Genomic DNA, 26,352 nt, shown 5'->3' with positions numbered 1-26,352 from the left:
AGAAGCAGTAGTGGTGGAGCCAAACGGGATCGAACCGTTGACCTCCTGCGTGCAAGGCAGGCGCTCTCCCAGCTGAGCTATGGCCCCGTATTGCTACAGGTTCCCACACAAAAATTGGTGGGTCTGGGCAGATTCGAACTGCCGACCTCACCCTTATCAGGGGTGCGCTCTAACCAACTGAGCTACAGACCCAATTTCGGGCTGCTTCTTATCGTCTTCTTCAATGAATCAAGCAATTCGTGTGGGAACTTATGGAGCAGCTGATGTCGTCGATTAAGGAGGTGATCCAGCCGCAGGTTCCCCTACGGCTACCTTGTTACGACTTCACCCCAGTCATGAATCACACCGTGGTAACCGTCCTCCCGAAGGTTAGACTAGCTACTTCTGGTGCAACCCACTCCCATGGTGTGACGGGCGGTGTGTACAAGGCCCGGGAACGTATTCACCGCGACATTCTGATTCGCGATTACTAGCGATTCCGACTTCACGCAGTCGAGTTGCAGACTGCGATCCGGACTACGATCGGTTTTCTGGGATTAGCTCCACCTCGCGGCTTGGCAACCCTCTGTACCGACCATTGTAGCACGTGTGTAGCCCAGGCCGTAAGGGCCATGATGACTTGACGTCATCCCCACCTTCCTCCGGTTTGTCACCGGCAGTCTCCTTAGAGTGCCCACCATCACGTGCTGGTAACTAAGGACAAGGGTTGCGCTCGTTACGGGACTTAACCCAACATCTCACGACACGAGCTGACGACAGCCATGCAGCACCTGTCTCAATGTTCCCGAAGGCACCCATCCATCTCTGGAAAGTTCATTGGATGTCAAGGCCTGGTAAGGTTCTTCGCGTTGCTTCGAATTAAACCACATGCTCCACCGCTTGTGCGGGCCCCCGTCAATTCATTTGAGTTTTAACCTTGCGGCCGTACTCCCCAGGCGGTCAACTTAATGCGTTAGCTGCGCCACTAAGAGCTCAAGGCTCCCAACGGCTAGTTGACATCGTTTACGGCGTGGACTACCAGGGTATCTAATCCTGTTTGCTCCCCACGCTTTCGCACCTCAGTGTCAGTATCAGTCCAGGTGGTCGCCTTCGCCACTGGTGTTCCTTCCTATATCTACGCATTTCACCGCTACACAGGAAATTCCACCACCCTCTACCATACTCTAGCTTGTCAGTTTTGAATGCAGTTCCCAGGTTGAGCCCGGGGCTTTCACATCCAACTTAACAAACCACCTACGCGCGCTTTACGCCCAGTAATTCCGATTAACGCTTGCACCCTCTGTATTACCGCGGCTGCTGGCACAGAGTTAGCCGGTGCTTATTCTGTCGGTAACGTCAAAACAACACAGTATTAATGTACTGCCCTTCCTCCCAACTTAAAGTGCTTTACAATCCGAAGACCTTCTTCACACACGCGGCATGGCTGGATCAGGCTTTCGCCCATTGTCCAATATTCCCCACTGCTGCCTCCCGTAGGAGTCTGGACCGTGTCTCAGTTCCAGTGTGACTGATCATCCTCTCAGACCAGTTACGGATCGTCGCCTTGGTGAGCCATTACCTCACCAACTAGCTAATCCGACCTAGGCTCATCTGATAGCGCAAGGCCCGAAGGTCCCCTGCTTTCTCCCGTAGGACGTATGCGGTATTAGCGTCCGTTTCCGAGCGTTATCCCCCACTACCAGGCAGATTCCTAGGCATTACTCACCCGTCCGCCGCTCTCAAGAGAAGCAAGCTTCTCTCTACCGCTCGACTTGCATGTGTTAGGCCTGCCGCCAGCGTTCAATCTGAGCCATGATCAAACTCTTCAGTTCAAACATCTTTGGGTTTTTAAGAAACCCTAAACTTGGCTCAGCAATCGTTGGTTACATCTTTGATTTCTCGCGGAGTAACTTGTGATGCTGATAATCTTGTTGACTATCAGTCTGACTCCACAAGCACCCACACGAATTGCTTGATTCAGTTGTTAAAGAGCGGTTGGTTAAGATCTTTCGTCTCAACCGAGGCGCGCATTCTACAGCGTCCTCTGTATCTGTCAAGCGGTTATTTTCAGAAGTTTTCAAAGTTTCCTTTGCAACTTCAACCACTTGCGCTTCCGATCTCTCGTTAGCGGGAGGCGAATTCTACAGCGTTGTTCGCTGCTGTCAACACCTCTTTTTCTCCGCTTTCGACCGAGGGGATCGAAACGTCAATAAGGCGAAAACACACTGCCTTACCAACTCCTTCTGGGCTTCGATGAGCTGAAGCAACTCGCTGCCGAAAACTGCGTAACTCTTTGTTTACCAAGGAGTTTTCCGTTTCGACTGCGCCGGAAGTGGGGCGAATTATAGACTTCCAGAATCTGCCGTCAACCCTTATTTTCACACTTCTGTCATATAGGGCAAAAAAGCGCGAAAACATGAAGGCCGAGCCCCAAGGGCTCGGCCTTTTTCCCTTCTAGTTACAAGCTAGGGAACGCAAATTGCGACGCTTCATGGCTCGCACGCTGCGGCCAACGCTGGGTTACGGCCTTGCGGCGGGTGTAGAAACGCACACCATCCGGGCCATACGCATGCAGATCGCCGAACAGCGAACGCTTCCAGCCACCAAAGCTGTGATAAGCCACCGGCACCGGCAACGGCACGTTGACGCCGACCATGCCGACCTCAATCTCATCGCAGAACAACCGCGCTGCTTCCCCATCACGGGTAAAGATGCAGGTGCCGTTGCCATATTCGTGATCATTGATCAGCTGCATCGCCTCTTCCAGGCTGTCCACCCGAACGACGCACAGCACTGGCCCGAAGATCTCTTCTTTATAGATGCGCATTTCGGGAGTTACGTTATCGAACAGGCAACCACCCAGGAAGAACCCTTCCTCATGACCGGCCACACTCAGGCCACGACCATCCACCACCAATGAAGCACCCGAAGAAACGCCGTCTTCTATATAGCCACTGACTTTGTCGCGAGCCTGACCGGAAACTAGCGGCCCCATGTCCAACCCACAAGAAGTACCCGCGCCGATTTTCAACGCCTTGACCTGCGGCACCAACTTGGCCACCAGCGCATCCGCCACCTGGTCGCCAACACACACGGCCACCGAAATAGCCATGCAACGCTCACCGCAAGAACCGTAAGCCGCGCCCATCAGTGCGCTGACGGCGTTATCCAGATCTGCATCCGGCATCAGCACCGCGTGGTTCTTCGCGCCGCCCAGTGCCTGAACACGTTTGCCGCGTTTGGTACCTTCGGCATAGATGTATTCGGCAATCGGTGTCGAGCCGACGAAACTCAACGCTTTGACTTCCGGTGCTTCGATCAGCGCATCCACCGCCGCCTTGTCGCCGTGCACGACGCTCAATACGCCTTTGGGCAAACCCGCTTCCAGCAACAACTGAGCGATCAACAGCGTCGAGCTAGGATCACGCTCGGACGGCTTGAGAATGAAGCAGTTGCCGCAGACGATCGCCAGCGGATACATCCACAGCGGCACCATTGCCGGGAAGTTGAATGGCGTGATTCCTGCTACCACGCCCAACGGCTGAAAGTCCGACCAGGCATCAATGTTCGGGCCGACGTTACGGCTGTATTCACCCTTGAGGATTTCCGGCGCCGCGCAAGCGAATTCGACGTTCTCGATACCGCGTTTCAGTTCACCCGCCGCGTCTTCCAGGGTCTTGCCGTGTTCTTCGCTGATCAATTGGGCGATACGTGCCTCGTTCTGTTCCAGCAATTGCTTGAAGCGGAACATCACCTGAGCGCGCTTGGCCGGTGGCGTGTTACGCCAGGCCGGGAACGCAGCCTTGGCCGAATCGATGGCTTTCTGGATAGTTTCGCGGCTGGCCAAAGGCAGCTTGTGGATCGCCTGGCCGGTGGACGGGTTGAACACGTCGGCCGTGCGACCGTCTTCGGTCACCAGTTCGCCGTTGATCAAATGCGGGATAAGGCTCATGCAGGGCTCCTGAAAAGTTGTCCACGGGCGCCCTGGACTGGGCGCCTCTATATAGAAGGGAAAATCAGTCGATTTTGTTCAGCACTTCGCCGACCGCGTCGAACAGCCGATCAAGGTCTTGCGGCTTGCTGTTGAAGGTTGGGCCGAACTGAAGGGTGTCGCCGCCAAAGCGAACGTAGAACCCGGCTTTCCACAGCGCCATGCCCGCTTCGAACGGCCGCACAATGGCGTCGCCGTCACGCGGGGCAATCTGGATCGCGCCGGCCAGACCGTAGTTACGAATGTCGATGATGTTTTTCGAGCCCTTCAAACCATGCAGCGCATTTTCGAAATGCGGTGCGACTTCGGCCACGCTCTGCACCAGGTGTTCCTTTTGCAGCAGGTCTAGTGCGGCCAGGCCTGCGGCGCAAGCCACCGGGTGCGCGGAGTAGGTGTAGCCGTGCGGGAATTCCACCGCGTACTCAGGCGTCGCCTGATTCATGAAGGTCTGATAGATCTCGGAGCTGGCAATCACCGCGCCCATCGGGATCGCGCCGTTGGTGACTTGCTTGGCGATGCACATCAGGTCCGGAGTCACGCCGAAGCTGTCGGCGCCGAACATCGAGCCGGTACGGCCAAAACCGGTGATCACTTCGTCGAACACCAGCAGGATGTTGTGCTGATCGCAGATCTCACGCAGACGCTTAAGGTAGCCTTCAGGCGGAACCAGCACGCCAGCGGAACCAGCCATTGGTTCGACGAATACCGCGGCGATGTTCGAAGCGTCATGCAACTCGATCAGCTTGAGCAGTTCATCGGCCAGGGCGATACCACCCTCTTTAGGCATGCCGCGGGAATAGGCATTGCTCGCCAGCAAGGTGTGCGGCAGGTGATCGACATCCATCATCGCCTGACCGAAGATTTTGCGGTTGCCGTTCACGCCGCCGAGGCTGGTGCCGGCAATATTTACACCGTGGTAGCCACGGGCACGACCGATCATTTTGGTCTTGGTCGCCTGGCCCTTCAGTCGCCAGTAAGCGCGGACCATCTTCACCGCAGTGTCCGCGCACTCGGAACCCGAGTCAGTGAAGAACACGTGATTCAAATTGCCAGGCGTCAGGTCGGTGATTTTCTCGGCCAGTTGGAACGACAACGGGTGACCGTACTGGAAGCCCGGCGAGTAATCGAGGGTGCCCAACTGCTTGGCGACCGCTTCCTGGATTTCCTTGCGAGTGTGCCCGGCACCACAGGTCCACAGACCCGAGAGCGAATCGTAGACCTTGCGGCCTTTGTCGTCCGTCAGCCAACTGCCTTCAGCCGCCACAATCAGTCGCGGATCGCGATGGAAATTTCGATTCGCGGTGTAGGGCATCCAGTGAGCATCAAGCTTGAGCTGGCTGGCCAGGGAAGTCGGGGCGTTTTCAGGCAAGTTCATGAGCAAACCTCGCAGGGCAATAAGCGGCGTGGAGATAAAAAGCGTTCTTGCAGCTAAATTGCCACGGGGATAAAGTCGTTGAAATCCAATTTTTCAGACCTTCAGTCAGGCCGCCACTAAACTATGAGCAATCGCCGCCCCGATCCGCTGGCACAAGTCAGTGACTTTGATATTCGCCTGCTACGGATTTTTCGCAGCGTGGTGGAATGCGGCGGTTTCTCTGCAGCGGAATCGGTGCTCGGCATTGGGCGCTCGGCGATCAGTCAGCAGATGAGCGACCTGGAACAGCGTCTCGGTTTGCGCCTGTGCCAACGCGGTCGTGCCGGTTTTTCCCTGACCGAGGAAGGTCGCGAGGTCTACCAGTCCGCGTTGCAGCTATTAAGTGCACTGGAAAGTTTCCGCACCGAGGTCAACGGTCTGCACCAACATCTGCGCGGCGAGTTGACCATCGGCCTGACCGACAACCTCGTCACCCTGCCCCACATGCGCATCACCCACGCCCTGGCGCAATTGAAGGAGCGTGGGCCGGACGTGCAGATTCAGATCCGCATGATCGCGCCTAACGAAGTCGAACAAGGTGTGCTCGACGGCCGCTTGCATGTCGGCGTGGTGCCGCAGGCCAGCGCATTGTCAGGTCTGGAATATCAGCCGCTCTACAGTGAACGTTCGCTGCTGTACTGCGCGGTCGGGCATCCATTGTTTTATGTCGACGACAAACAACTGGACGACGAGCGTCTGAACAGTCAGGACGCCATTGCCCCAACCTTCCGGTTGCCGGCCGAAATTCAGGCGCATTACCAGGCACTCAACTGCACCGCCAGTGCGTCGGACCGCGAAGGCATGGCATTCCTGATTCTTACCGGACGCTATATCGGCTATCTGCCCGATCACTACGCCAGCCTCTGGGTTCAACAAGGTCGCTTACGCGCGCTTAAACCTAAAGCGCGCTTCTATGACCTCAGCCTCGCATCGGTCACACGCAAGGGACGTCGCCCGCATTTGGTGCTGGAAAGCTTTTTGGAGAGCCTGGCCGCGACAAGATAGATAGTCGCGGGGCTTTTATTGCGTCAGGACTTGTCGGATCCCCCATGGGTGCGCTATCAACGCAATGGTTGCACCCACTCACCTGTCCGGAAGTGCCTATGACCTTTGAAGTCCCTGCTCATGGCGACAAACCCGCCAGCCGCATTCGTCAGAAGAACGAAGAGACCATCATCAAAGCCGCCGAAGACGAGTTCGCCCGACACGGGTTCAAAGGCACCAGCATGAACACCATCGCCCTGAATGCCGGATTGCCCAAGGCAAACCTGCATTACTACTTCACCAACAAACTGGGGTTGTACGTGGCGGTGCTGAGCAACATCCTTCAGTTGTGGGACAGCACCTTCAACACCCTCACGGCCGAGGATGATCCGGCCGAAGCGCTGACGCGGTACATCCGCGCCAAGATGGAGTTCTCCCGTCGCCAGCCGCAGGCTTCGCGGATCTTCGCGATGGAAGTCATAAGCGGCGGCGAATGCCTGACCGAATATTTCAACCAGGACTATCGCGCCTGGTTCCAGGGCCGGGCAGCGGTGTTCCAGGCGTGGATCGACGCAGGCAAAATGGACCCGGTCGACCCGGTCAACCTGATCTTCCTGTTGTGGGGCAGCACCCAGCATTACGCGGATTTCGCCACGCAAATTTGCCGCGTCAGCGGCCGTACCAAGCTGACCAAGCAAGACATGGAAGACGCCTCTAACAACCTGATCCGCATCATTCTCAAGGGCTGCGGCCTGACACCAACTCTATAAGACGCCTATGCCTTTCACCCTCAGCGGCCTTTGCGAATACCGCGAAGAGATTCGCAAAAGCCGCTTCATCACCTTCGCCGCGCCGATCAGCAGTCCTGCGCAAGCCCAGGCGTTCATCGAGCAGCACAGCGATCTGAACGCCACGCACAATTGCTGGGCGTGGAAGCTCGGCGCTCAATACCGCAGCACCGATGACGGTGAGCCGGGCGGCACCGCTGGCCGTCCGATTCTGGCGGCAATCGACGCACAGGATTGCGATCAGGTCGCGGTGCTGGTGATCCGTTGGTATGGCGGCATTCAACTGGGCACCGGCGGCCTCGCCCGGGCGTATGGCGGTGGCGCCAACAAGTGCCTGCAAGCAGCGCCGAAAATTGAGCTGATCAGCCGAGTGCCGGTGCGTTGTGCCTGCGGGTTTGCTGAACTGACGCTGGTGAAGCTTCGGGTGGCGGAGCTTGGCGGACTGGTTGTAGAAGAAACGTTCACGGCTAACGGTGTAGAGCTGAAATTGGCGATGGGCGAAGCGCAGATCGAAACCCTGCAAACCCAGCTCGCGGATTTGAGTCGCGGGCGCATCCTGTTACAGCGCTGATCGCACCAACAACGCACACAACTCTCTCGTCGAACCGTCGTAGTTGCCCACATCTACTGTGCACCCGGCTGTGGATAACCTGAGCACATACCGCTGCAACCCTTCTGTCATGCGGCTTTGCGGGCATTGCTCATTTTTCGCCCACTTTGCCATCACAACGACTAAATCTACGTATAAACAATCAGTTAGCGGGGTTTAGCACCTTTAGAAGAAAGCCGCTCAGTGCTTATGCCCCAACTTCACGCTTGCGCACAAATACTGTGGAGCAATCTGTGGATAACCCGTTCATGCCTGTCGCGGCCCCATATCCGGCATGGCTTGCAATGGGTTGCTCGTTTTTTAACCAAAACTCGATGAGCAAAAACGGAGCCTGATCAACGGCTTCGCCCTCAAGTGGTGCCGGATTGGCAGCCGAAATGTGGCGAGGCGCGTCCTCAACACCTTGGTCGCCATGGTTTTTCATTTTTCCTGACTCAATGGCCAGGAAATTGCTTTATCCACAGGCATCACTTCAATCGACCCGAGCCTGTCATGCCCAACCCAGTGCCGATCCCCGATCAAACACCCCGCTTGCAACTGCGCAGAATCAGCAAGCTCTACCCGGGTTGCCTGGCCAACGATGCCATCGACTTGAGCATTGCACCGGGTGAAATTCATGCGCTGCTCGGCGAAAACGGCGCGGGCAAAAGTACGCTGATGAAGATCATCTACGGCGTGACCCACGCCGATTCCGGGGAGATGATCTGGCAGGGTCAGCGCGTCAGCATGCGCAATCCGGCTCAGGCCCGTGGCCTCGGGATCGGTATGGTGTTCCAGCACTTCTCGCTGTTCGAAACCCTCAGCGTTGCGCAGAACATTGCATTGGCGATGGGCGTGGCCGCCGGTACGCCGAAACAGCTTGAGCCAAAAATCCGTGAAGTGTCCCGGCGCTACGGCATGGCGCTGGAACCGGAGCGACTTGTCCACAGCCTGTCCATCGGCGAGCGGCAGCGGGTGGAAATCATTCGCTGCCTGATGCAGGACATCCGCCTGTTGATTCTTGATGAACCGACGTCGGTGCTGACGCCGCAGGAGGCCGACGAATTGTTCATCACTCTGCGCCGACTGGCAGTCGAGGGTTGCAGCATTCTGTTTATCAGCCACAAGCTCGGTGAGGTTCGCGCCTTGTGCCACAGCGCCACGGTGCTGCGCGGCGGTCGGGTGGCCGGCCATTGCATACCCGCCGAGTGCTCGGATCAACAACTGGCGACATTGATGGTCGGTGAAACAGCCGGACTGATGACCGACTACCCGAAGGTGTCGGGCGGTGATGCATTTTTGAGCGTGAACGGATTGTCGTGGCACAACCCGGACCCATTCGGTTGCTCGCTTGAGAGTATCGAGCTCGAAGTGCGCAGCGGCGAAATCGTCGGCATCGCGGGGGTTGCAGGCAATGGGCAGGATGAGTTGCTGGCGTTGCTCAGCGGCGAAGAACGCCTTCTTCGTGATGAAGGCAAAACGATCCGTTTCAGTGGGCAAGCGGTCGCCCATTTGCGGCCGGATGCGCGCCGCAAACTCGGACTGGCGTTCGTGCCCGCCGAGCGTCTGGGCCACGGCGCGGTGCCGGAATTGAGCCTGGCGGACAACGCCCTGCTCACCGCATTTCAACAAGGTCTGGTCAGCAACGGGCTGATCCAGCGCGGCAAGGTCGCAGCGCTGGCCGATGAAATCATTCGCCGCTTCGGCGTTAAGACGCCCGACTCGCAAACGCCGGCCCGCAGTCTGTCGGGCGGCAACCTGCAGAAATTCATCCTCGGCCGGGAAATCCTCCAGCAACCGAAATTGCTGGTGGCCGCGCACCCGACCTGGGGCGTGGACGTCGGTGCCGCCGCGACCATTCACCGTGCGCTGATTGCCTTGCGTGACGCCGGCGCGGCGATCCTGGTGATCTCCGAAGACCTCGATGAGCTGTTCCAGATCAGCGACCGTCTCGGCGCCTTGTGCAGCGGTCGCTTGTCGCCGCTCAGGGCCACGGGCGACACGCGTCCGATCGATGTCGGCGGCTGGATGGCCGGCCAGTTCGACACGCCTCAATCACCCGCACCCGCAACGGTTTAACGGAGCTTCACATGCTGCTTTCTCTCGAACCCCGTGGCCAGCAATCGCGCCTGATGCTGTGGTGCTCGCCGCTGCTGGCGGCGGTCCTGACATTGGGCTGCGGCTCGCTGCTGTTTATCGCGCTGGGCCATGACCCGTTGTTGACCTTGCATACGTTGCTGATCGCACCGGTCAGCGACCTCTACGGCGTCTCCGAATTACTGGTCAAGGCGCTGCCGATTCTGCTCTGCGCGTTGGGTCTGGCCGTGGCGTATCAAGCACGAATCTGGAACATCGGCGCCGAAGGCCAACTGTTGCTCGGCGCGCTCGCCGGCAGTGCGTTGGCAGTGAACACCATCGATCTGCAAAGCCGCTGGGCTCTGGCATTGATCCTGTTCACCGGAACTTTCGCGGGCGCGGCATGGGCCGGGCTGACGGCGTGGTTGCGCACGCGCTTCAATGCCAACGAAATCCTCACCAGCATCATGCTCAATTACATCGCGCTCAACTTGTTGCTGTTCTGCGTGCATGGGCCGTTGAAAGATCCGGCCGGGTTCAACTTCCCGGAGTCGGCGATGTTTGGTGATGCCAGCCGCTTACCGCTGTTGCTGGAAGACGGTCGGGTTCATGCCGGGGTGTATTTCGCTTTGCTGGCGTTGGTCGCCGTGTGGGTGTTGTTGCAGAAAAGTTTTGTCGGGTTCCAGATCAAAGTGCTAGGGCTGGACAAGCGGGCGGCGGGTTTCGTCGGCTTTCGCGAAAAGCGGCTGATCTGGTTGGCGCTGCTGATCAGCGGCGGATTGGCTGGGCTGGCCGGTGTGTGCGAAGTCACCGGGCCGATTGGCCAACTGGTGCCGCAAGTCTCACCGGGGTATGGCTATGCCGCGATCACCGTGGCGTTTCTGGGGCGGCTCAATCCGATCGGGATTCTGTTTTCCAGCCTGTTGATGGCGCTGCTGTACATCGGCGGCGAAAGTGCGCAGATGAGCCTGAATCTGCCGCAAGCGATTACGCAATTGTTCCAGGGCATGATGCTGTTTTTCCTGCTGGCCAGTGATGTGCTGATTCTCTATCGACCGCGTTTGAATCTGCGCTGGGCCCGCCGCGCACCAGCCACCGCCGTTCACGCTGGAGCGCTGTGATGGATATCGATCTGTTGAGTAATATTTTCTACGCCATGGTTCGCTGCGGTACGCCGTTGCTGTTGGTGGCGCTGGGTGAACTGATCTGCGAGAAGAGCGGCGTGCTCAACCTGGGCCAGGAAGGCATGATGCTGTTTGGTGCGGTGATCGGTTTTATCGTCGCACTGAACAGTGGCAACCTGTGGCTCGGCGTGCTGCTGGCGATGCTCGCCGGGATGTTGCTGTCGTCGCTGTTTGCGTTGGTAGCGCTCGTGTTCAACGCTAACCAGGTGGCCACCGGGTTGGCGCTAACGATCTTCGGCGTGGGCCTTTCGACTTTTGTTGGCGCGGCGTGGGTGGGTAAACCGCTGGCGGGGTTTGAGCCGGTTGCGATTCCTTATTTGAGTGAGATCCCGCTGATCGGGCGGATGCTGTTTGCGCAGGATCTACTGGTGTATCTGTCGTTTGCGTTGTTCGCGCTGGTGGCGTGGGTGATTTTGAAAAGTCGCATCGGTTTGATCATTCAGGCCGTCGGCGAAAACCCGGATGCCGCCAGTGCAATGGGTTTGCCGGTGTTGGGCGTGCGTACGCTGGCGGTGTTGTCTGGCGGGGCGATGGCGGGATTGGCCGGGGCGTATCTGTCGCTGGCCTACACACCGATGTGGGCAGAGAACATGAGCGCCGGGCGTGGCTGGATTGCCTTGGCGCTGGTGGTGTTTGCCAGTTGGCGGGTCTGGCGGTTGCTGCTCGGCGCGTACCTGTTCGGGCTCGCCAGCATCTTGCACCTGGTGGCGCAGGGATTGGGGCTGGCGATTCCGTCGAATCTGCTGGCGATGCTGCCGTATGTCGCGACGATTGTGGTGTTGGTGCTGTTGTCGCGGGATGCGCTGCGCACGCGGTTGTATGCGCCGGTGTCGTTGGGGCAGCCTTGGCAGGGCGGGCATTAGTGGTGACCAGACTGGCCTCATCGCGAGCAAGCTCGCTCCCACAGGGTTGTGTGTCGGCCAAAAATTCCGAGGTCAACTCGGAAAATGTGGGAGCGAGCTTGCTCGCGATGAGGCCCGCACTGGCAACACCTGAGCAATGCCCCACGCCAATTCAAAGAACAGGAAAATCACCAGCAGCGAACTGGCGCCATGCAGCAAGGCATACAGCTGCCAGGCCGAAAACAGAAACCGCCCCGCTGCGTCATAACGGCCATAAACCTGCTGCGGATCACGAATCCGCAGCACCGCCCAAATGCAAACAATCGAGCCCAGCAGATTCGCCATCAACATGTGCATCGGTTCGAACGCCGGAAGCTCGCCAGACAGGCTAAAGAACTGACTCACGCTCGACAAAATCCCATGCAACGCAGCAAAACTCCAAGGCGTGACAAACGCTGCCATCACGACCAAGTCATACCAGGCGCTACCACGCACCAACCGGCGATATTGCATTGAAGTCCACATCGGCATTGCTCCATAAATTCAGGGAGCAACCAAGCTAAAGCCTGGAGTATGCTCCAGGGTCAAGCCCTTCTCGAGACATCAGAATGCGCATTGGTGAATTAGCCCTGGCCAGCGCTGTGAGTCGTGACACGCTACGCTTCTACGAGCAACGCGGATTGATCGCCGCGCAACGCAGCGCCAACGGTTATCGCGATTATCCACCGGACGTGGTGCAACTGGTGCTCTACATCAAGACCGCTCAACGGCTAGGCTTTACCCTTGGCGAAATCGGCAAAAGCGTCGCCTCGTTGTGGCAGTCGCCCGACCCCGACAGCGCCGTCACGCAACTGCTGCAAGACAAACTCAAACTGATCGAAACCCGAATCGACGAACTCGGCGCGCTGCGACACGAGTTGCAACAACGGCTCGGGCAACGTTGTCCCTTAACTCCGTGATCCTCATTAATCAAGGAAGCCACTCATGTCTACGGCAAAAACCGCACTCATCATCGGCGCCTCCCGGGGCTTGGGCCTCGGCCTGGTGCAAACCCTGCTGGCCGACGGCTGGCAAGTCACCGCCACCGTGCGTAACCCGCAGAATGCCGACGCCCTGCAAGCGCTGGGCAAGGTGCGGATCGAAAAACTCGACATGGATGATCAGCAGGCGGTCATCGCTTTGAGTCAGCAGCTGAGGGGGGAAGTGTTCGATCTGTTGTTCGTGAATGCGGGGGTCAAGGGGCCGGAAGTGCAGACGCCGGGCGGCGCAACGCTGGCCGAAGTGGGCCAGTTGTTCTTCACCAACGCCGTGGCGCCGATCAACCTGGCACAGCGTTTTGTCGGGCAGATTCGCCCGGACAGCGGCGTGCTGGCGTTCATGAGTTCGGTGCTCGGTAGCGTGACCATGCCGGACGCACCGGAGCTGGCGCTGTACAAGGCGAGCAAGGCGGCACTGAACTCGATGACCAACAGCTTTGTGACGCAATTGGGTGATCGGAAACTGACTGTGCTATCGCTGCACCCGGGCTGGGTGAAAACCGACATGGGCGGCGAAGGTGCTGATATCGATGTGGAAACCAGTACCCGTGGGCTGGTTGATCAGGTGAATGCTTACACCGGTAAGGGCGGGCATCATTTTGTGAATTACAAGGGTGAGACCATTCCCTGGTAAACACCACTGTCCAAGGTGGGAGCGAGCTTGTTCGCGATGGCGATTACACATTCAACATCAATGTTGACCATTAGTCCGCTATCGCGAGCAAGCTCGCTCCCACAGTAGATCTGCGGCGCACAAACTGAGTAAACTCCGCACCTCGTCCCACGCGACGTCCCTGGATCAGCAGACAGGGTAATCACTGAGCTGGCTAACCTGAACCCCACTTTCAGAGGAGCCGGCCAACATGCCTGCGACCCGTACCTGGTTAAAAAATCCCCTGGCAATCTTCACTGCCAATGGCCTCGATGGCCGTGGCGGCCTGGTTGTGCAAGACGGTCTGATCGTTGAAGTGCTCGCCGTCGGCCAGCGACCTTCTTCGCCCTGTGAACACATCTTCGATGCCCGCGAGCATGTGATCCTGCCTGGGCTGATCAACACCCATCACCACTTCTATCAAACCCTGACCCGCGCCTGGGCGCCGGTGGTCAATCAGCCGCTGTTCCCGTGGCTGAAAACCCTGTACCCGGTCTGGGCGCGCCTCACGCCTGAAAAACTCGCCCTCGCCAGCAAAGTCGCGCTGGCCGAGTTGCTGCTGTCTGGCTGTACCACGGCGGCCGATCACCATTACCTGTTTCCCGAAGGCTTGGAGAATGCGATCGACGTGCAAGTCGAAAGCGTCCGCGATCTGGGCATGCGCGCCATGCTGACCCGCGGCTCCATGAGCCTCGGCGAAAAGGACGGCGGCCTGCCTCCGCAACAGACTGTGCAGGAAGGTGAGGTCATTCTCGCTGACAGTCAGCGCCTGATCGCCGAATACCACGAGCGCGGCGACGGCGCGCAAATCCAGATCGCTTTGGCGCCATGCTCACCGTTTTCAGTGACCCCGGAAATCATGTCGGCCAGCGCCGAACTGGCAAATAAACTCGACGTGCGCCTGCACACTCATTTGGCGGAAACCCTCGACGAAGAAGACTTCTGCCTGCAACGCTTTGGCCTGCGCACCGTGGATTATCTGGACAGTGTCGGCTGGCTCGGCCCGCGCACCTGGCTGGCGCATGGCATCCATTTCAACCCCGAGGAAATCGCCCGCCTCGGCGCGGCGGGCACCGGCATTTGCCATTGCCCGAGCTCGAACATGCGTCTGGCGTCCGGCATTTGCCCGACACTGGACCTGACCGCCGCCGGGGCGTTGCTGGGGCTGGGCGTGGACGGCTCGGCGTCCAACGATGCGTCGAACATGATGCTCGAAACCCGGCAGGCGCTCTACATCCAGCGGCTGCGTTATGGCGCCGAGAAGATCACCCCGGAACGGGTGCTGGGTTGGGCGACCAAGGGTTCGGCGAGTTTGCTGGGGCGCAGCGATATCGGTGAGCTGGCGGTGGGCAAGCAGGCGGATCTGGCGCTGTTCAAGCTGGATGAGCTGCGTTTTTCCGGGAGTCATGATCCGGTGTCGGCGCTGCTGCTGTGCGGTGCGGACCGGGCGGATCGGGTGATGGTCGGTGGCAAGTGGCGAGTGGTTGATGGTCAGGTTGAGGGGTTGGATCTCAAAGGTCTGATCGCCGATCACAGCCAGGCGGCTCGGCAGTTGATCGCTGGCGTCTAAGTCGACGGAGATCTAAGGTGGTAGCGAGCAAGCCCGCTCCCACATTGGTTTTGTGTGGGATTAGAGACCGAGCACCGACAACATGATGAACGTCGCAAACAGCACAAAGTGAGTCATGCCTTCGATGGCATTCGTTTCGCCGTCGTTGAGGTTGATCGCGCTGACGATCAGCGTAAGAAAAATCATCACCGTCTGCACCGGCGTCATCGCCATCTGAAACGGTTGGCCGGTGTAGAGCGCCATCGCTTCCATCGCCGGCACCGTCAGAATTACCGTCGACAGCGATGCGCCCATGGCGATGTTGACCACCGACTGCATGCGGTTGGCCAGCGCCGCGCGCAGCGCCGTCAAAATCTCTGGCGCCGCGGAAATCGCCGCCACCAGAATTGCCGTGATCACCGGCGGCGCGCCCGTCCCTTCCAGGCCCAGGTCGAGGGTCTTGGACATCACCTCGGCCAATGCGCCGATCACCACCACGCCAAACACCAGCGTCCCGATACTCAATGCGAGGTTGACCGGCTCAGGTTCTTCCTCCGGGATTCTCTTGCGGCGTTTTTCCGGGTAGCTGTAGCTGAAAAAATAGCTGTGCGGCCCGACCTGCATGCGCAGGAACAGGGTGTAAAGCACGACCATCGCGCCAATGGTGAACGCGGAATACATCTTCCAGTTCGCTTCGGGAATGAACTCCGGCACCACCATGGATACGCCCATCGCGGTGAGGATCATCACGCTGTAGCTGCGCGCCGAATCATCGTTGTAGGACTGTTCGCCGTGCTTGATCCCGCCCATTAATGCGGCGAGGCCGAGGATGCCGTTGATGTCGAGCATCACTGTTTTCTAGACACATGAATGCCTAAAAGCAGTAAACCTATTGGACATCAATAAGTTAGCTACTGATCTGACACTGAGAATTTGACAGCGACATTGAACTACGGCGAACGACTCCAAGCGGGCAGAAAAGCGCCACGCACCGAGTTGATCGGCAGAGTGGTGCCTTCCTGGCCTGTGAGCGCGAAGGAACAGCAGCGGTTTTGCCTCACGTCAGACTGGCTAGACCTGACCTCGGGGCTGGAGATTAACTCTACCAAAATTCGATTTTCCGACTGACCATTCTCAGCGCCTGGGAGCAGATACTCTGCTCAAAATGGGTTAGGACAATCGCCGTAGGGCTGGTTACTACATAAAACAAACTGACTTCAGAGCCTGGAGCTATCCTATCTGGAGCAACATAAACGCCACGGCGCTCCGAGCAACATATTGCAGATCAGCCAGATAAAACATCTTATATAACATTGACATTGTCCCACAGAGAATGCCGCTTCACCTTGTGAAGGCGACTAAACACTATGTCAATATTGGTTAAAGTTGGGCTTATCATATGGGCAACCCAAAATTTCGTCCTCGAGGATCGAATGGTCAGAACGCCGGAACCAGCGCACCATAATGCTATTCATTTAGTCGGTTATACGGCAAGCCTAGAGGGGTACGGCACCTTGTTGCAGGAGAATGGAGATGGAAGCGAACGAAAATCAGGATTACGCTAGGCTAAGCTGCCACTGCTAAAATCCGAGACAATACGTAACTGCTTAATCAATTAATAGGAAAGCATACCAATAGCACGTGAATACTCATTGCCTACCCTTGATGATTATTACCGCCCTAATGCAAAATCCAACAAACATAAAGTAACGGTATCTAGAAAACACACCATTAAAATCAAACTAACGGTATATTGTTAGCATACTAATCGAGAAAAAAACCTGATAGAAAACTCTTGACTCGGACATAAAAGCGAATCTCTAATGGCACTTTTCGCGGAGAGCCCCTGATGCTTAACTACCAAGTTGTGGATGGTGAAATCACCTTCAGGTGGGATGACGATGAAACCATTAGCGGCTACCGAACCCATAACTTGCACACACCTAAATGGATCGAAGACCCAGCACTTAAGGCCATAGCTGAGGCTATCAAACTGCTGTGCATTCCCGGAGCTCAAACAAGCTATAGATCGCATTTCAGATCTGGCAAACACATCTTCGACCATGTAGTAAAGCTTCGCCTCAGATTCCCACCTGCGGACGATGGCTGGAACAACTTTATCGTTACGCATTACGCGATTCATCTGACAGATATAACTAACAAGCCCGAAACCCGTTTCGCTCAGTGGACTAACTTAGCGAACCTTTATAAAGCGCTTAGGCGCGTGGGTTTCATCCCCATTAATACATTCATTCCAGATGCATCAGCCAAAGGCGTGAGTCAGCCTGAATCCATGGCTCAACCGCACGGCTACGGTACTGTGCACACACCTATCCCTGAATCGTCGGAATTCCTTCTTCCCAAAAAATATCTTGTGGAAGAAGGTTTAAGTCTTGAAGATGATGTATATCTTATTAATCTCAAAAACACTCTCGAGACGCGAGCTGGCGCAATTGTTGAATGTTCGGTGGACTACTGGGATCTAATGCTGAGGTGTCACGCACGAGGTGATGAGCTTTGCAAAGATATTTCGGTAGATCAAATTGAGACTATGCTTAAGAGCAAATGTTTCTACAAGGATGGGATACATCTCGCACACCCTGACTCGCCAACAGGTCTAAACTGGTTTCTAGCTGTTACTCGTTATTACGCCGAGCAGACTGACGAGCTTAAATCAGTAACTTTTAGCGAACTTCAAAAGCTGCCTTTCTTCAAACCGGTCATTTACAACTGCCATAGCAAGCCAAAACTTGTGGCAAGGGTATGGGAGGCTGCTGGGGACGACGGCATCGCCAACAACAAGGTCAACGAAACTTTCAACCGATTGTTAGGGTACCTCTCTCCGAGGGACTGCGCGGTAGCCAGCGCCATTATTGCTTCGGAAAACCCTAATTTTAATCCAACATCATTAACCAAAATACGACTATATCGACATGATGGGAAATTTTATCTTCGTGGGAATGGCGATACTAAACGAATTACAATAAGCGTCAGCAAACCTCGGGCCCGGTCACGCAAGCTATCTGTACTTCCACCGTTGAGCACCAAAATCGTCATGGACGTAATTCGATGCACAAGCATGCCAAGGCGACGCCTTATGTCGGAGGGAAAAAGTGGCTGGAGAAAGCTGTTTCTTATCTCAAGCAACAGCCAAATAGGGTCTAATCCTGATTTTGCAAAAGCTTTGACTACTAATACGGGTCTCTCTTTCTATGACATTCACAAGGAAGAGTTCGAGGCCGTCGGTGTCGCTCCGGAAATGATGAATCTTCACAGAATTCGATGCACTCAAGGCATACTGGAATTCTTGCGTAGCGGTAGCCTCCAAGCCGTGGCGGACTTATTGGGAAACTCCCTGCAGGTTGTCAGAACGAACTATATTCCACCTTGGATGACTCATCGCTGGGCGGTTAGGTTCTTCAGAGTATTACATCAAAAAATTATGCTGGTTGCCACTGAAGGCGAACCATGGCAGTTGGCTGCATCCGACTTTACAAGCCGACAAGAGCTTCAAATTTTTATCCGGCGCGTATTGTTAGGATTGACAAACGGTGATCCGTTGAGTCAAGCGATACGGGATAAGCTTGGTCGCTATTCGCCCGATCCAAGCTCTATCGTTGAAATGTTCGTAGAGCACGAACTGTTGTTTGATCGCAGTCCTAATAGCTTGGCAGCAATCTATGCATACGCGGAAGCAGTTGATGCGCTTCAACCGGAAGATCGTTTGCTGTTTGATGAAGGCACGAACGTACCACTGTGGGTGTTCCCAACGATCAGGGATTTAGTCGCAGAAACAATTAGCCTGGACTTTGATAGCGCATCCAACGCTGAGATGGCTATAGCAGACCGCGTATCAGGAGACTCCATGAATGAGCTCCGAAAATCGCACCTCCGTGCGACCATTCTTAAGAAAGACCTCCGTCCGCTAGTCTCAATTCAAAACGCGAGGGCATGATGACTAAAGACTCATCATTCGATAACAGCCGCATCAAGGCGATGATCGAACATGCCGAACAACAAAGCAAAATTTACAAGCAGACCCATAACTATCAGGCTGACTGGCTTGTACAAGGAGGGATCGGAAGCTCGGAATGGATGGTAAGCTTTCCAGGGTCAGCACAGCTTCATAGCATGAGTTTTGAACGTTTAATGCCGGATGGAACCAAGCTAACTGACGAAGTTAACGACAAAATCCTACAGTTATTACAAAAATGGTTGTTCCACTGTCGCATGGGCACCATCACTGGTAAGCCAGTCGCGCGAAATCGATGGATTGTGTACTTTAACTTCGCAATGAATCTGGCGGCGCGAGCCAACCTTTACCAAGACATATATAAACCTAGCGAATATGGCTTTAAGCTATTCGACAAAGATGCTTGCAAGTCTATCGCCGAGGAATTGAGCCAAGGAGGGTGGCCTGCTGCCTTGTTGTTGAAAGAGCGTTTCATCGCTCACCTGATCGATGTCTTGCCTGTGTCGTTTTCACTTCAGGATCTAATATTAGATCCAGACACCCTTCCGGTTGAGTTAACAAGTGAGGCGATTGCATACTTCACCGAAAATAACCTTTATGTTGCTAGCGCGCAAACCAGCACCTATGAAAATGGGCTGCTTTCCAGAGACTATATTGGATCTATCCTCGGCAGCTCCCCATACAGCCTTCATAACGCAAATTTTCGGCTATTTATCAGGCAATTCGAACCAGATCTTTTCCACGAACAGTTGCTGCAGAAAAGCGTGCGAAAGAATATTCATAATACTCAAAACACCAAAACAATCGAAGAAGTGTCTAGAGGAGAAGTAGGCATTGGATCTTTTAAGGACAACATGGTAATGCTGAAGATTTTCTTTCAGGGACATGACGCTTTACCAGAGGACATCCCAGAAATTGATATTAATGTCAATGAGCTAGTCCATGAGTATTCCCAGCGTTTAAAACCCGGAGGTCACACCAAGCTATTACCTCTGGACATCGGATTCAAGTTCTTGAACCAAGCTAGCAAATGGATAGTAGTATATGGCCAGGCAATTGTTGATTCGTTGATTTTTTATACTGAGCACTTCGTCAAATTTGATGAACATTACCCTTTACCACGCCAATCCAAAAAGAAGAATGATTTCTTTCAAGAGACCAAGCATCTGTGGATCACAAAGGGGATGCCAAACCTACCATCCCAACCATTATCGCAAGCCCTCAACATAAGCAGGCTTCAAACCAAAGTGAAGAAAAACTTTCCTGTCGATCAGTCGAACTACAAGATGGTAATGGAGTCTTTCTTTGGCGCATGCGCCATCATAATCGGGATGGTGAAACCGATTCGCAACGCTGAACTGAGCACCCTCGAACGAAACTGCTTATCTACCGATACTGGCAATAATGGCGCTTTTATTAGGCACATGATAGGTAAAACAGGGGCTTTGGGGGTTAATAAAATTATTGAACGTCCTATTCCTTACGTAGCGGCTCACGCTATTCAATTGCTTCAAGTGCTTGGCAATTCTCTGACCGCCATATATGGAGACAATTCAAAGTACGCCAAGAGCCTATTTTACATTCCAGGAAGGGGATTCAAATGCCCTAGCGGCAAAAAAGCCGACTGGAAGGTTAACCAATGTATCGATACGTTTTGCGACTTCATTAAGATGCCCACTGATAAACTAGGTCGCCGCTGGTATGTACGCATTCATGAGATGAGAAAATTTTTCTTACTTCTAACACACAGACACGTAGGTGATTCAGGAAAAGAATTACTAAGATATATGGCCGGGCACTCTGACAGGGATAACATTGACGATTACATCGCGTATGATCCTTCGGACTCTGAAGCCATTCGCTATGAGTCCGAATGTATCGATGACAAGCTGATTGCTCTTGAAAATGGTCTATTGGCCGAAGATCAAAACCAAGGACTTCTAGCTCTTTATATAAAAGCGCTGAAAGACTTCAAAGTTACAAGCATTGCCACAATTAGCAACCCGGAGTTCCTCAAATATCTCGACAAAGCACTTCAACAACCTGAGTTTAAAATGACCACCTACAAGGTTAGACTCGAGACATTTGAAGACGAGATCTACGCAATTGACTTTGCAATTTGTCTGGGAAATAAAAAAGATGCGAACTACAACAAATAAAAATTTCTGTTCTAGGCATACATGGTTAACGAAGGTGCTTTCCCGTGAAATTTCGCCTTCTATGGAGGAATTTCTGGCTTTGTCTACCATGAAGAGCTTCTGCGCACTTGAGGTCTCGGATCGCTTCAAGCGCATTTCTCTGAACTCGCTGAAACAAGCGGCAAAGTCCTCAATGTTAGGTAGTTCCAGGTTGAGTATTTGGAGCGAGATGCTAGATATGAGAGCCAAGGCATTCGCCCTATCGACTCCTAGGGTGATCGAAGCGACCGCTCCCAGCCTACCCTCACTTAACGAGCAAGCACGTATCGCGCTACTCGAGGCTCACATCGCTTCGATGGCCTACTTTGACGTCCTTACCTTCCTGGAACGAATCGACCCTCAAAGCTCACACAGCGCCGAAGAAATTCGGGCGACTATCGCGCTAAAAGTAAAAACATCCAGAGCCAAGTACCATACTTTTCTGACAAGCGACCAGTTGATTACATCTCAAAATATAAAGATTATTGATGGCGGCAAAAAGAATGGCTAAACAACTCTACTCAGAGTACGAGTCGGTAAGCGTTCCAGGCCATCCTATTCCGATCCAACAAACGGGCGGATTTGTAGGAAAGCCGCGTATTGTCACGAACTACGTACTGATTCGTTGGCCCAACGGTAGGCCATGCAACCTTGTAAACTTTTGGATTGCAGAATTTTGTGCTTCAACAGGCGCCAGGGACTCTGCGCAGGTAATGGCCGCACTGATTACACACTTCATACGCTACTGCTTTGTTAAGCCTGTCCATTTCAAGGACTTCAGCGAATCTCACTTCGATGAATTCACTGAGCAGCTAGTGCAAGAAACTGTTTCAACGCTTACGGGTGTAAGGCCCAAAAGGAATAACAACCGCACCCGACTGATCCAACACACCACACTTAATTTTTTGTACTGGGTCACCACAAAACACCCATCAATACCAGAGAGACCGTTGGTAGGAACCGTGCATAGCGGAGCTAACATTATCGTATCTTTTGAGATAAACCCCAAGACCAAGCGTTCTTACATGGATCATCCATCGCTCGTAGCCCCAGTTCCCTATAATGATGACAAGGTAGCCATAGACGAGCACACAATACAAAAAATTCAGAACGAAATTTTTCGCAAGCGTGAGTGGGATGAACTGCCCGTCCAATCCAAGTTGAAATCGATCAGTGACCTTGAGCTCTATGATGCTACCAGTGTGTATTTGTATGAAAGACGAATGTTTACAATAAGAATGATGAAGCTCACTGGATTGCGCCCAGAAGAGCTATTCGACCTAGACCTTTTGCTGAACCGAAACGTTTCAGACACTCTAGAAATTGTGATCCCCACTAAAAAGCGGGGAACCCCAGCGCCTATCCGCCGCTTCAAAGTCAATGCCGCAGCTGCTAGACAGTTCAAGGTGTACGTCGACAATAGGCAGGCGTACATCGACCTCCTACATATTCGAGGAATTTTCTGCATCCAACCTACTAACATCTTTATAGGTGAGCACGGGGGTAGCTTGAAGAAAGAGTCAATAACTAAGGAGTTTGATCGGCTGTGCAAAGGTGCCGGGTTAACTAATATCCGTGTTTGCCTATCCATGTTCAGACACCGTTTTATAACCCGTCAGATCAACATCAGGCTGGAAGCGAAATTCAACAAAAATCCACGCCTCAGAGAGGGATGGACTCCAACACTGCGTGACGACATATGTGGAGAGGTGGCTCGTCTAACCGGTCATTCTGATCCAGCATCCCTCTTCCACTATTTTCATGCAGAATTCAAAGCTCTCACTTCAAGCTCAAGTTACAGCTCGCTGCTTGAGGCTCAAGATGAGCTGGACTCTATAAAGGACACACTCACTTCTCTTGAACACAAATCTAAGTTCCAAAGGATCGACCTCACGACCGAAATCCAGAACATCAAAGCCATGGCCGAGAAGCTGGAAATGCGGCTAAGCAATTCAGAGCTGCCGGAGTAACACGTCGGACTGACAGAAGCTAAGCTTGGGTGTATAACGATACAAATCATCTCACGGAGTGGTTACAAAACATCTCCAAGGGCGGAATCAGATATGGATAATTCACACGATATGGAATCTTTTGTCCCTGCCCGCCGCACGAAAAGGCAAGACATATAAGAGCGCGATTTCATCGTCGCAGTTAGCAGCCTTGAATATTTCGACTATCGACCGGGGTGCATGTCTATCCACCTCGAAAAGCTTCGCGAACAGATAGTCGCCTTACGTGATCAGTTGAACCATCTGGTCGACGACCCATAAGTGCCTAGCAAGCCATTCAAGGCTACGGAAGATCTACAGGTGGAATATGACGTCAGTTCAACCGTAGAGGCTCTAGCATTTAGCCTGGACTGTTTCAGATCGTTACTTGGCGTCGTCTTTCCTGCAGCGTCGGTTTACGTTATGCGTGCCTCCAGTCTACGAACTAGGGTCGATTCGATATCGCGAGGGATGGCCTGCTCGGAGGCGGCACGGATAGTCTCCTGCCGTGGGTCGACGCTAACACATTCGAGCAAGTTGCTCATTCCGTATGAGACTATTAGAGCCATCGGTTCATGACGGTAGCAGCCACTGATCCGTGGATGCAGTGCTCTATGGCCGTGGGGATGCTCACTGACACCAAGTCTTCCGGCTGTTGAATTCTCGTAGGATTGAGCCAACGACACCAAGTAGCCCACCACCATTGAAATTATTTCTATTTTACGCTTCATCGCTAGTGGCCGCTATGAGGGACATTAAGTGCCGAATCCTGCCTTAATGTCCCTTTTAGGGCACATTAAGGCAACGGCTACCAAAAGATTTGCACCAGCAATTTTCTTGTTTTTTTAAATCAAGAGTCTACGATCAGAGCGCTATCGGCATAATAAGTAAAACCTCACATCAACCGAGATTTCATCTATGGAACAGTCACCATACCTGAAGTACGAGAATATTCTGCTGCATGAGAAGTACGGCACTGCATATCGACTTGGGGAGTTGGTGCTCGGTTTTTATGACCCTAGAAGATTTCGTCTTCGTAAGGACGACTGTTGGGGAGGCTTCGATAGCCGTCACCGTGGGATTTACCAGGAGCTTGCTAATTGGCACCACGAGCATGGCAATGACCAATCGTTCGTAACCATCTGCGAAGCACTCATCTCTCGGAATGAGCACCAATAAGTCATCGCTGAGCTTGCCCTCCTCAAGCCAACACATCCCAGTGATGACCCGTCGCGTATGTGAGGCTAAACGTAGTTATTTTGTGGAGTACATGATGCATGGACAGACATCTCGAGTCGCGGCAGGTCAATGGTTATTGATAAGCTTTTGACGGAAAGGTGCTATGGCTTGCGCGTGCCCCTTCTGACCGTCGCCCGCCTCCAGATGTTGATACTCCATTCCAGGACTTGATAGCTGAAAACCAGGCAATGCTTGACCAGGATTTTTTACTCGCACGTGAGCGTGAAGGTTTATCAGCCACCGAGGCCGTAGAACGCTTAATCGTACACAGATGGGGCATTCGAGATTGCTGGCAGGATGCAGAGCTGGATAAGTAGCCTCAAGCACCGAGAGCGCGGCATTCGTACGGTGCAATCCTCGGTAGGCCCCATACGGCCTCCTTGTTTTAGCTAGAGCTATCCACCTTCGCCCTGAGCGCTCTATGCCTCTCAAGGTGGGCCATCTCGGATTCCCACTTCCTCAGAAACTTCTCCCAGTCGCCAGCATATGGCGCTTCGGGTAGTCGCGTTGATCCGATGCTCGCCTGAAGGAAGCGCTCTCTCCATGGCTGGGGGATATTCATTTCCAACACTATGTCGATGCCGCATTGGTGAGGCTGCACAGGGACAGAGTTACGAACGTCGTTGAGTTCAAGTGGCTTATCGGTAAAGGGATTGCCGTTTCGCTCTTTGTCGTCGAGGTCATCAAGGATGGCTAAGGCATCGGCTGCCTCCGAATCACCTGGAAGGAATCTGGCAATCTCCCAAAGAGCTCTTCGCCTGGTGCCTTCCAGCTTCCGGAGTTCATCGTGGGTCATTTCAGCCTCTTTCAGGTTGGTTGAAGCTGGGATTCGATAGTGGCGTGCCGCCGTTGGCGGAGGGCTGTCGTGAACCGAGCCGTAGCAAGCCACGTCTCGGCCCTTCGGGCTGACATCCTGCACGCCTGCGCGCTCCGCTTGCCTTATGAGTTTAACCACAGACTGTAACGTAACTTTTGACTTGTAACGTAAGCAGCGTTACAGAGCATAGAATTACGTTACAGACCAGTCATCACCAACCATATGGTGGAACATGAGATCCACATCGAGCGCTGAAAGCGCAGTACTTGGCACAGCTTTTATCCGCGCCGGCGAAGGGCTGGGGCTTGATGACACTGATTTAGCGGCTGTCTTGGACGAGCATGTTTCCACGGTGCTGCTTCTACGCCAAGGACATGAACTGCTTCGACCAAGCACGGAATCGTGGAGCCGGGCCTTACTTTTAGTTGAGGTGTATCAGGCGTTGCTCGCAGCCGTAGGTAACGAGCAAAATGCAAGAAACTGGCTCAGCAGCGAGAATCGTAGTCTGTGTAGTCGACCTCGTGGCCTCATCAAATGCAGAGCGGGTCTCGAGCAAGTTGTCCAATATCTCGCGGCTAATCGCTCCCTCTTTTGATACGCCCGGTTAAGCGCCAGGTGGTCGATGTGGAACGAATAACCCGAGCCCTTTGAGTTTTATGGCTCGGCATATCAGTGCCCGTCGCTGAGGGTAGGAGAACCCAGATATCGTTTGCTGAAGCGCTGCGATGAGCAGAACGAAATGCCACGGTATCCCCCCAATGAAAATGCGTTCCATGTTTCGACAGCAATGGAGAGCGGTATGATTTTTTTATGGCGATGCATCGAATTCGTTTGGCGTGACAAAAGATCTGGCTCAGAGCAAGCGAGAGATCGCGCCTTCATTGCTGCCCTCAATAAACTGCAGTCGCTTCGCGTGACACCTAATGGCGGCATGTCGATTGACCCAGACGAGATACGAGAGCAAGTAATAGCGAGTCGACGATCACTCAAGCGATTCGTGCGATGACCATCTGCGATCTTGCTGGCGTACTGAGCCGAGCCGTCGGCTCGAAGGAGCGATGGCAGGCCAGGAC

Annotated in this window: 19 protein-coding genes, 2 tRNA genes, 1 rRNA gene and 1 pseudogene; 14 read left to right on the top strand and 9 right to left on the bottom strand. The window is 54.2% G+C overall.

Annotated features, from left to right (window positions below; all coding sequences use genetic code 11):
• Nucleotides 1-11: 11 nt before the first annotated feature.
• The 5 genes from ACYZT9_RS04405 to aptA all read right to left on the bottom strand — a co-directional run bounded on the left by ACYZT9_RS04405 (nucleotide 12) and on the right by aptA (nucleotide 5,345).
• A tRNA-Ala gene (locus ACYZT9_RS04405) sits at nucleotides 12-87 on the bottom strand.
• 28 nt (nucleotides 88-115) lie between these two features.
• Nucleotides 116-192 (bottom strand) — tRNA-Ile (locus ACYZT9_RS04400).
• Between the two features lie 82 nt (nucleotides 193-274).
• Nucleotides 275-1,811, bottom strand: a 16S ribosomal RNA gene (locus tag ACYZT9_RS04395).
• Nucleotides 1,812-2,437: 626 nt separating this feature from the next.
• On the bottom strand, nucleotides 2,438-3,931 hold the full coding sequence (locus ACYZT9_RS04390) for a CoA-acylating methylmalonate-semialdehyde dehydrogenase (RefSeq protein ID WP_462008736.1): 1,494 nt from the start codon (nucleotides 3,929-3,931) through the stop codon (nucleotides 2,438-2,440).
• A gap of 64 nt (nucleotides 3,932-3,995) precedes the next feature.
• Complete coding sequence (gene aptA, locus ACYZT9_RS04385) at nucleotides 3,996-5,345, bottom strand: omega-aminotransferase AptA (protein ID WP_462008735.1); 1,350 nt, start codon at nucleotides 5,343-5,345, stop codon at nucleotides 3,996-3,998.
• 123 nt (nucleotides 5,346-5,468) lie between these two features.
• Here aptA and ACYZT9_RS04380 point away from each other — a divergent pair, with 123 nt between their 5' ends.
• The 3 genes from ACYZT9_RS04380 (at nucleotide 5,469) to ACYZT9_RS04370 (ending at nucleotide 7,727) form a co-directional block, all read left to right on the top strand.
• Nucleotides 5,469-6,389 carry a LysR family transcriptional regulator gene (locus tag ACYZT9_RS04380; protein ID WP_462008734.1) on the top strand — a complete coding sequence of 307 codons (921 nt, stop codon included), beginning with the start codon at nucleotides 5,469-5,471 and terminating at the stop codon, nucleotides 6,387-6,389.
• A 98-nt stretch (nucleotides 6,390-6,487) separates the two neighbouring features.
• Entirely contained in the window at nucleotides 6,488-7,138 is a 651-nt protein-coding gene (locus tag ACYZT9_RS04375; RefSeq protein WP_462008733.1) for a TetR/AcrR family transcriptional regulator, read from the top strand.
• Between the two features lie 7 nt (nucleotides 7,139-7,145).
• Entirely contained in the window at nucleotides 7,146-7,727 is a 582-nt protein-coding gene (locus tag ACYZT9_RS04370; protein ID WP_462008732.1) for an IMPACT family protein, read from the top strand.
• Nucleotides 7,728-7,953: 226 nt separating this feature from the next.
• Here the strand turns inward: ACYZT9_RS04370 and ACYZT9_RS04365 are convergent, their stop codons facing one another.
• A complete protein-coding gene (locus ACYZT9_RS04365; protein WP_462008731.1) occupies nucleotides 7,954-8,190 on the bottom strand; it encodes a hypothetical protein in 237 nt (78 codons plus the stop codon).
• A gap of 68 nt (nucleotides 8,191-8,258) precedes the next feature.
• Here ACYZT9_RS04365 and ACYZT9_RS04360 point away from each other — a divergent pair, with 68 nt between their 5' ends.
• Genes ACYZT9_RS04360 through ACYZT9_RS04350 form a run of 3 tightly spaced genes read left to right on the top strand, consistent with a single transcriptional unit; the run spans nucleotide 8,259 to nucleotide 11,868 of the window.
• Nucleotides 8,259-9,824, top strand: a complete 1,566-nt coding sequence (locus ACYZT9_RS04360; RefSeq protein ID WP_462008730.1) for an ABC transporter ATP-binding protein — start codon at nucleotides 8,259-8,261, stop codon at nucleotides 9,822-9,824.
• An 11-nt stretch (nucleotides 9,825-9,835) separates the two neighbouring features.
• Nucleotides 9,836-10,942 carry an ABC transporter permease gene (locus ACYZT9_RS04355; RefSeq protein WP_462008729.1) on the top strand — a complete coding sequence of 369 codons (1,107 nt, stop codon included), beginning with the start codon at nucleotides 9,836-9,838 and terminating at the stop codon, nucleotides 10,940-10,942.
• Nucleotides 10,942-11,868: an ABC transporter permease gene (locus ACYZT9_RS04350; protein WP_462008728.1), complete on the top strand. Its 927-nt coding sequence runs from the start codon at nucleotides 10,942-10,944 to the stop codon at nucleotides 11,866-11,868. The genes ACYZT9_RS04355 and ACYZT9_RS04350 overlap by 1 nt, the downstream gene beginning before the upstream one ends.
• 72 nt (nucleotides 11,869-11,940) lie before the next feature.
• Here the strand turns inward: ACYZT9_RS04350 and ACYZT9_RS04345 are convergent, their stop codons facing one another.
• A complete protein-coding gene (locus tag ACYZT9_RS04345) occupies nucleotides 11,941-12,372 on the bottom strand; it encodes a hypothetical protein (RefSeq protein ID WP_462008727.1) in 432 nt (143 codons plus the stop codon).
• An 83-nt stretch (nucleotides 12,373-12,455) separates the two neighbouring features.
• On the opposite strand from ACYZT9_RS04345, the gene ACYZT9_RS04340 reads away from it, so the two are divergent.
• The 3 genes from ACYZT9_RS04340 (at nucleotide 12,456) to ACYZT9_RS04330 (ending at nucleotide 15,106) form a co-directional block, all read left to right on the top strand.
• Nucleotides 12,456-12,806 carry a MerR family transcriptional regulator gene (locus tag ACYZT9_RS04340; RefSeq protein WP_462008726.1) on the top strand — a complete coding sequence of 117 codons (351 nt, stop codon included), beginning with the start codon at nucleotides 12,456-12,458 and terminating at the stop codon, nucleotides 12,804-12,806.
• A gap of 25 nt (nucleotides 12,807-12,831) precedes the next feature.
• Complete coding sequence (locus ACYZT9_RS04335) at nucleotides 12,832-13,518, top strand: SDR family oxidoreductase (RefSeq protein ID WP_462008725.1); 687 nt, start codon at nucleotides 12,832-12,834, stop codon at nucleotides 13,516-13,518.
• Between the two features lie 229 nt (nucleotides 13,519-13,747).
• A complete protein-coding gene (locus ACYZT9_RS04330) occupies nucleotides 13,748-15,106 on the top strand; it encodes an 8-oxoguanine deaminase (RefSeq protein WP_462008724.1) in 1,359 nt (452 codons plus the stop codon).
• A gap of 60 nt (nucleotides 15,107-15,166) precedes the next feature.
• Here ACYZT9_RS04330 and ACYZT9_RS04325 read toward each other — a convergent pair.
• A pseudogene (locus ACYZT9_RS04325) lies at nucleotides 15,167-15,937 on the bottom strand (calcium:cation antiporter); the annotation flags it as partial.
• 997 nt (nucleotides 15,938-16,934) lie between these two features.
• Here ACYZT9_RS04325 and ACYZT9_RS04320 point away from each other — a divergent pair.
• Genes ACYZT9_RS04320 through ACYZT9_RS04305 form a run of 4 tightly spaced genes read left to right on the top strand, consistent with a single transcriptional unit; the run spans nucleotide 16,935 to nucleotide 23,205 of the window.
• Nucleotides 16,935-19,040, top strand: a complete 2,106-nt coding sequence (locus tag ACYZT9_RS04320; RefSeq protein WP_462008723.1) for a hypothetical protein — start codon at nucleotides 16,935-16,937, stop codon at nucleotides 19,038-19,040.
• Nucleotides 19,037-21,217, top strand: coding sequence for a hypothetical protein (locus ACYZT9_RS04315; protein WP_462008722.1), 2,181 nt, complete (start codon nucleotides 19,037-19,039; stop codon nucleotides 21,215-21,217). The genes ACYZT9_RS04320 and ACYZT9_RS04315 overlap by 4 nt, the downstream gene beginning before the upstream one ends.
• A gap of 34 nt (nucleotides 21,218-21,251) precedes the next feature.
• Complete coding sequence (locus ACYZT9_RS04310; protein ID WP_462008721.1) at nucleotides 21,252-21,746, top strand: hypothetical protein; 495 nt, start codon at nucleotides 21,252-21,254, stop codon at nucleotides 21,744-21,746.
• A complete protein-coding gene (locus tag ACYZT9_RS04305; RefSeq protein ID WP_462008720.1) occupies nucleotides 21,739-23,205 on the top strand; it encodes a hypothetical protein in 1,467 nt (488 codons plus the stop codon). The genes ACYZT9_RS04310 and ACYZT9_RS04305 overlap by 8 nt, the downstream gene beginning before the upstream one ends.
• 1,642 nt (nucleotides 23,206-24,847) lie before the next feature.
• Here ACYZT9_RS04305 and ACYZT9_RS04300 read toward each other — a convergent pair.
• Nucleotides 24,848-25,258 carry a hypothetical protein gene (locus ACYZT9_RS04300; protein WP_462008719.1) on the bottom strand — a complete coding sequence of 137 codons (411 nt, stop codon included), beginning with the start codon at nucleotides 25,256-25,258 and terminating at the stop codon, nucleotides 24,848-24,850.
• Between the two features lie 253 nt (nucleotides 25,259-25,511).
• Between ACYZT9_RS04300 and ACYZT9_RS04295 the strand changes: the two genes are divergently transcribed.
• Entirely contained in the window at nucleotides 25,512-25,874 is a 363-nt protein-coding gene (locus ACYZT9_RS04295; protein ID WP_462008718.1) for an antitoxin Xre/MbcA/ParS toxin-binding domain-containing protein, read from the top strand.
• The last annotated feature ends 478 nt before the right edge of the window (nucleotides 25,875-26,352 follow it).

This window comes from Pseudomonas sp. ZT5P21 (assembly GCF_054897785.1).
This window is presented reverse-complemented; position numbering and strand designations above follow the sequence as displayed.

Excerpts from the sequence above, each read along its gene's own strand:
- ACYZT9_RS04340 (WP_462008726.1), top strand. The coding sequence starts at position 12,456 with ATGCGCATTGGTGAATTAGCCCTGGCCAGCGCTGTGAGTCGTGACACG.
- ACYZT9_RS04315 (WP_462008722.1), top strand. The coding sequence starts at position 19,037 with ATGATGACTAAAGACTCATCATTCGATAACAGCCGCATCAAGGCGATG.
- ACYZT9_RS04350 (WP_462008728.1), top strand. The coding sequence starts at position 10,942 with ATGGATATCGATCTGTTGAGTAATATTTTCTACGCCATGGTTCGCTGC.
- ACYZT9_RS04365 (WP_462008731.1), bottom strand. The coding sequence starts at position 8,190 with ATGAAAAACCATGGCGACCAAGGTGTTGAGGACGCGCCTCGCCACATT.
- ACYZT9_RS04345 (WP_462008727.1), bottom strand. The coding sequence starts at position 12,372 with ATGTGGACTTCAATGCAATATCGCCGGTTGGTGCGTGGTAGCGCCTGG.
- ACYZT9_RS04295 (WP_462008718.1), top strand. The coding sequence starts at position 25,512 with ATGAGATCCACATCGAGCGCTGAAAGCGCAGTACTTGGCACAGCTTTT.
- aptA (WP_462008735.1), bottom strand. The coding sequence starts at position 5,345 with ATGAACTTGCCTGAAAACGCCCCGACTTCCCTGGCCAGCCAGCTCAAG.
- ACYZT9_RS04375 (WP_462008733.1), top strand. The coding sequence starts at position 6,488 with ATGACCTTTGAAGTCCCTGCTCATGGCGACAAACCCGCCAGCCGCATT.
- ACYZT9_RS04335 (WP_462008725.1), top strand. The coding sequence starts at position 12,832 with ATGTCTACGGCAAAAACCGCACTCATCATCGGCGCCTCCCGGGGCTTG.
- ACYZT9_RS04360 (WP_462008730.1), top strand. The coding sequence starts at position 8,259 with ATGCCCAACCCAGTGCCGATCCCCGATCAAACACCCCGCTTGCAACTG.
- ACYZT9_RS04330 (WP_462008724.1), top strand. The coding sequence starts at position 13,748 with ATGCCTGCGACCCGTACCTGGTTAAAAAATCCCCTGGCAATCTTCACT.
- ACYZT9_RS04390 (WP_462008736.1), bottom strand. The coding sequence starts at position 3,931 with ATGAGCCTTATCCCGCATTTGATCAACGGCGAACTGGTGACCGAAGAC.
- ACYZT9_RS04380 (WP_462008734.1), top strand. The coding sequence starts at position 5,469 with ATGAGCAATCGCCGCCCCGATCCGCTGGCACAAGTCAGTGACTTTGAT.
- ACYZT9_RS04355 (WP_462008729.1), top strand. The coding sequence starts at position 9,836 with ATGCTGCTTTCTCTCGAACCCCGTGGCCAGCAATCGCGCCTGATGCTG.
- ACYZT9_RS04370 (WP_462008732.1), top strand. The coding sequence starts at position 7,146 with ATGCCTTTCACCCTCAGCGGCCTTTGCGAATACCGCGAAGAGATTCGC.
- ACYZT9_RS04300 (WP_462008719.1), bottom strand. The coding sequence starts at position 25,258 with ATGACCCACGATGAACTCCGGAAGCTGGAAGGCACCAGGCGAAGAGCT.
- ACYZT9_RS04320 (WP_462008723.1), top strand. The coding sequence starts at position 16,935 with ATGCTTAACTACCAAGTTGTGGATGGTGAAATCACCTTCAGGTGGGAT.
- ACYZT9_RS04305 (WP_462008720.1), top strand. The coding sequence starts at position 21,739 with ATGGCTAAACAACTCTACTCAGAGTACGAGTCGGTAAGCGTTCCAGGC.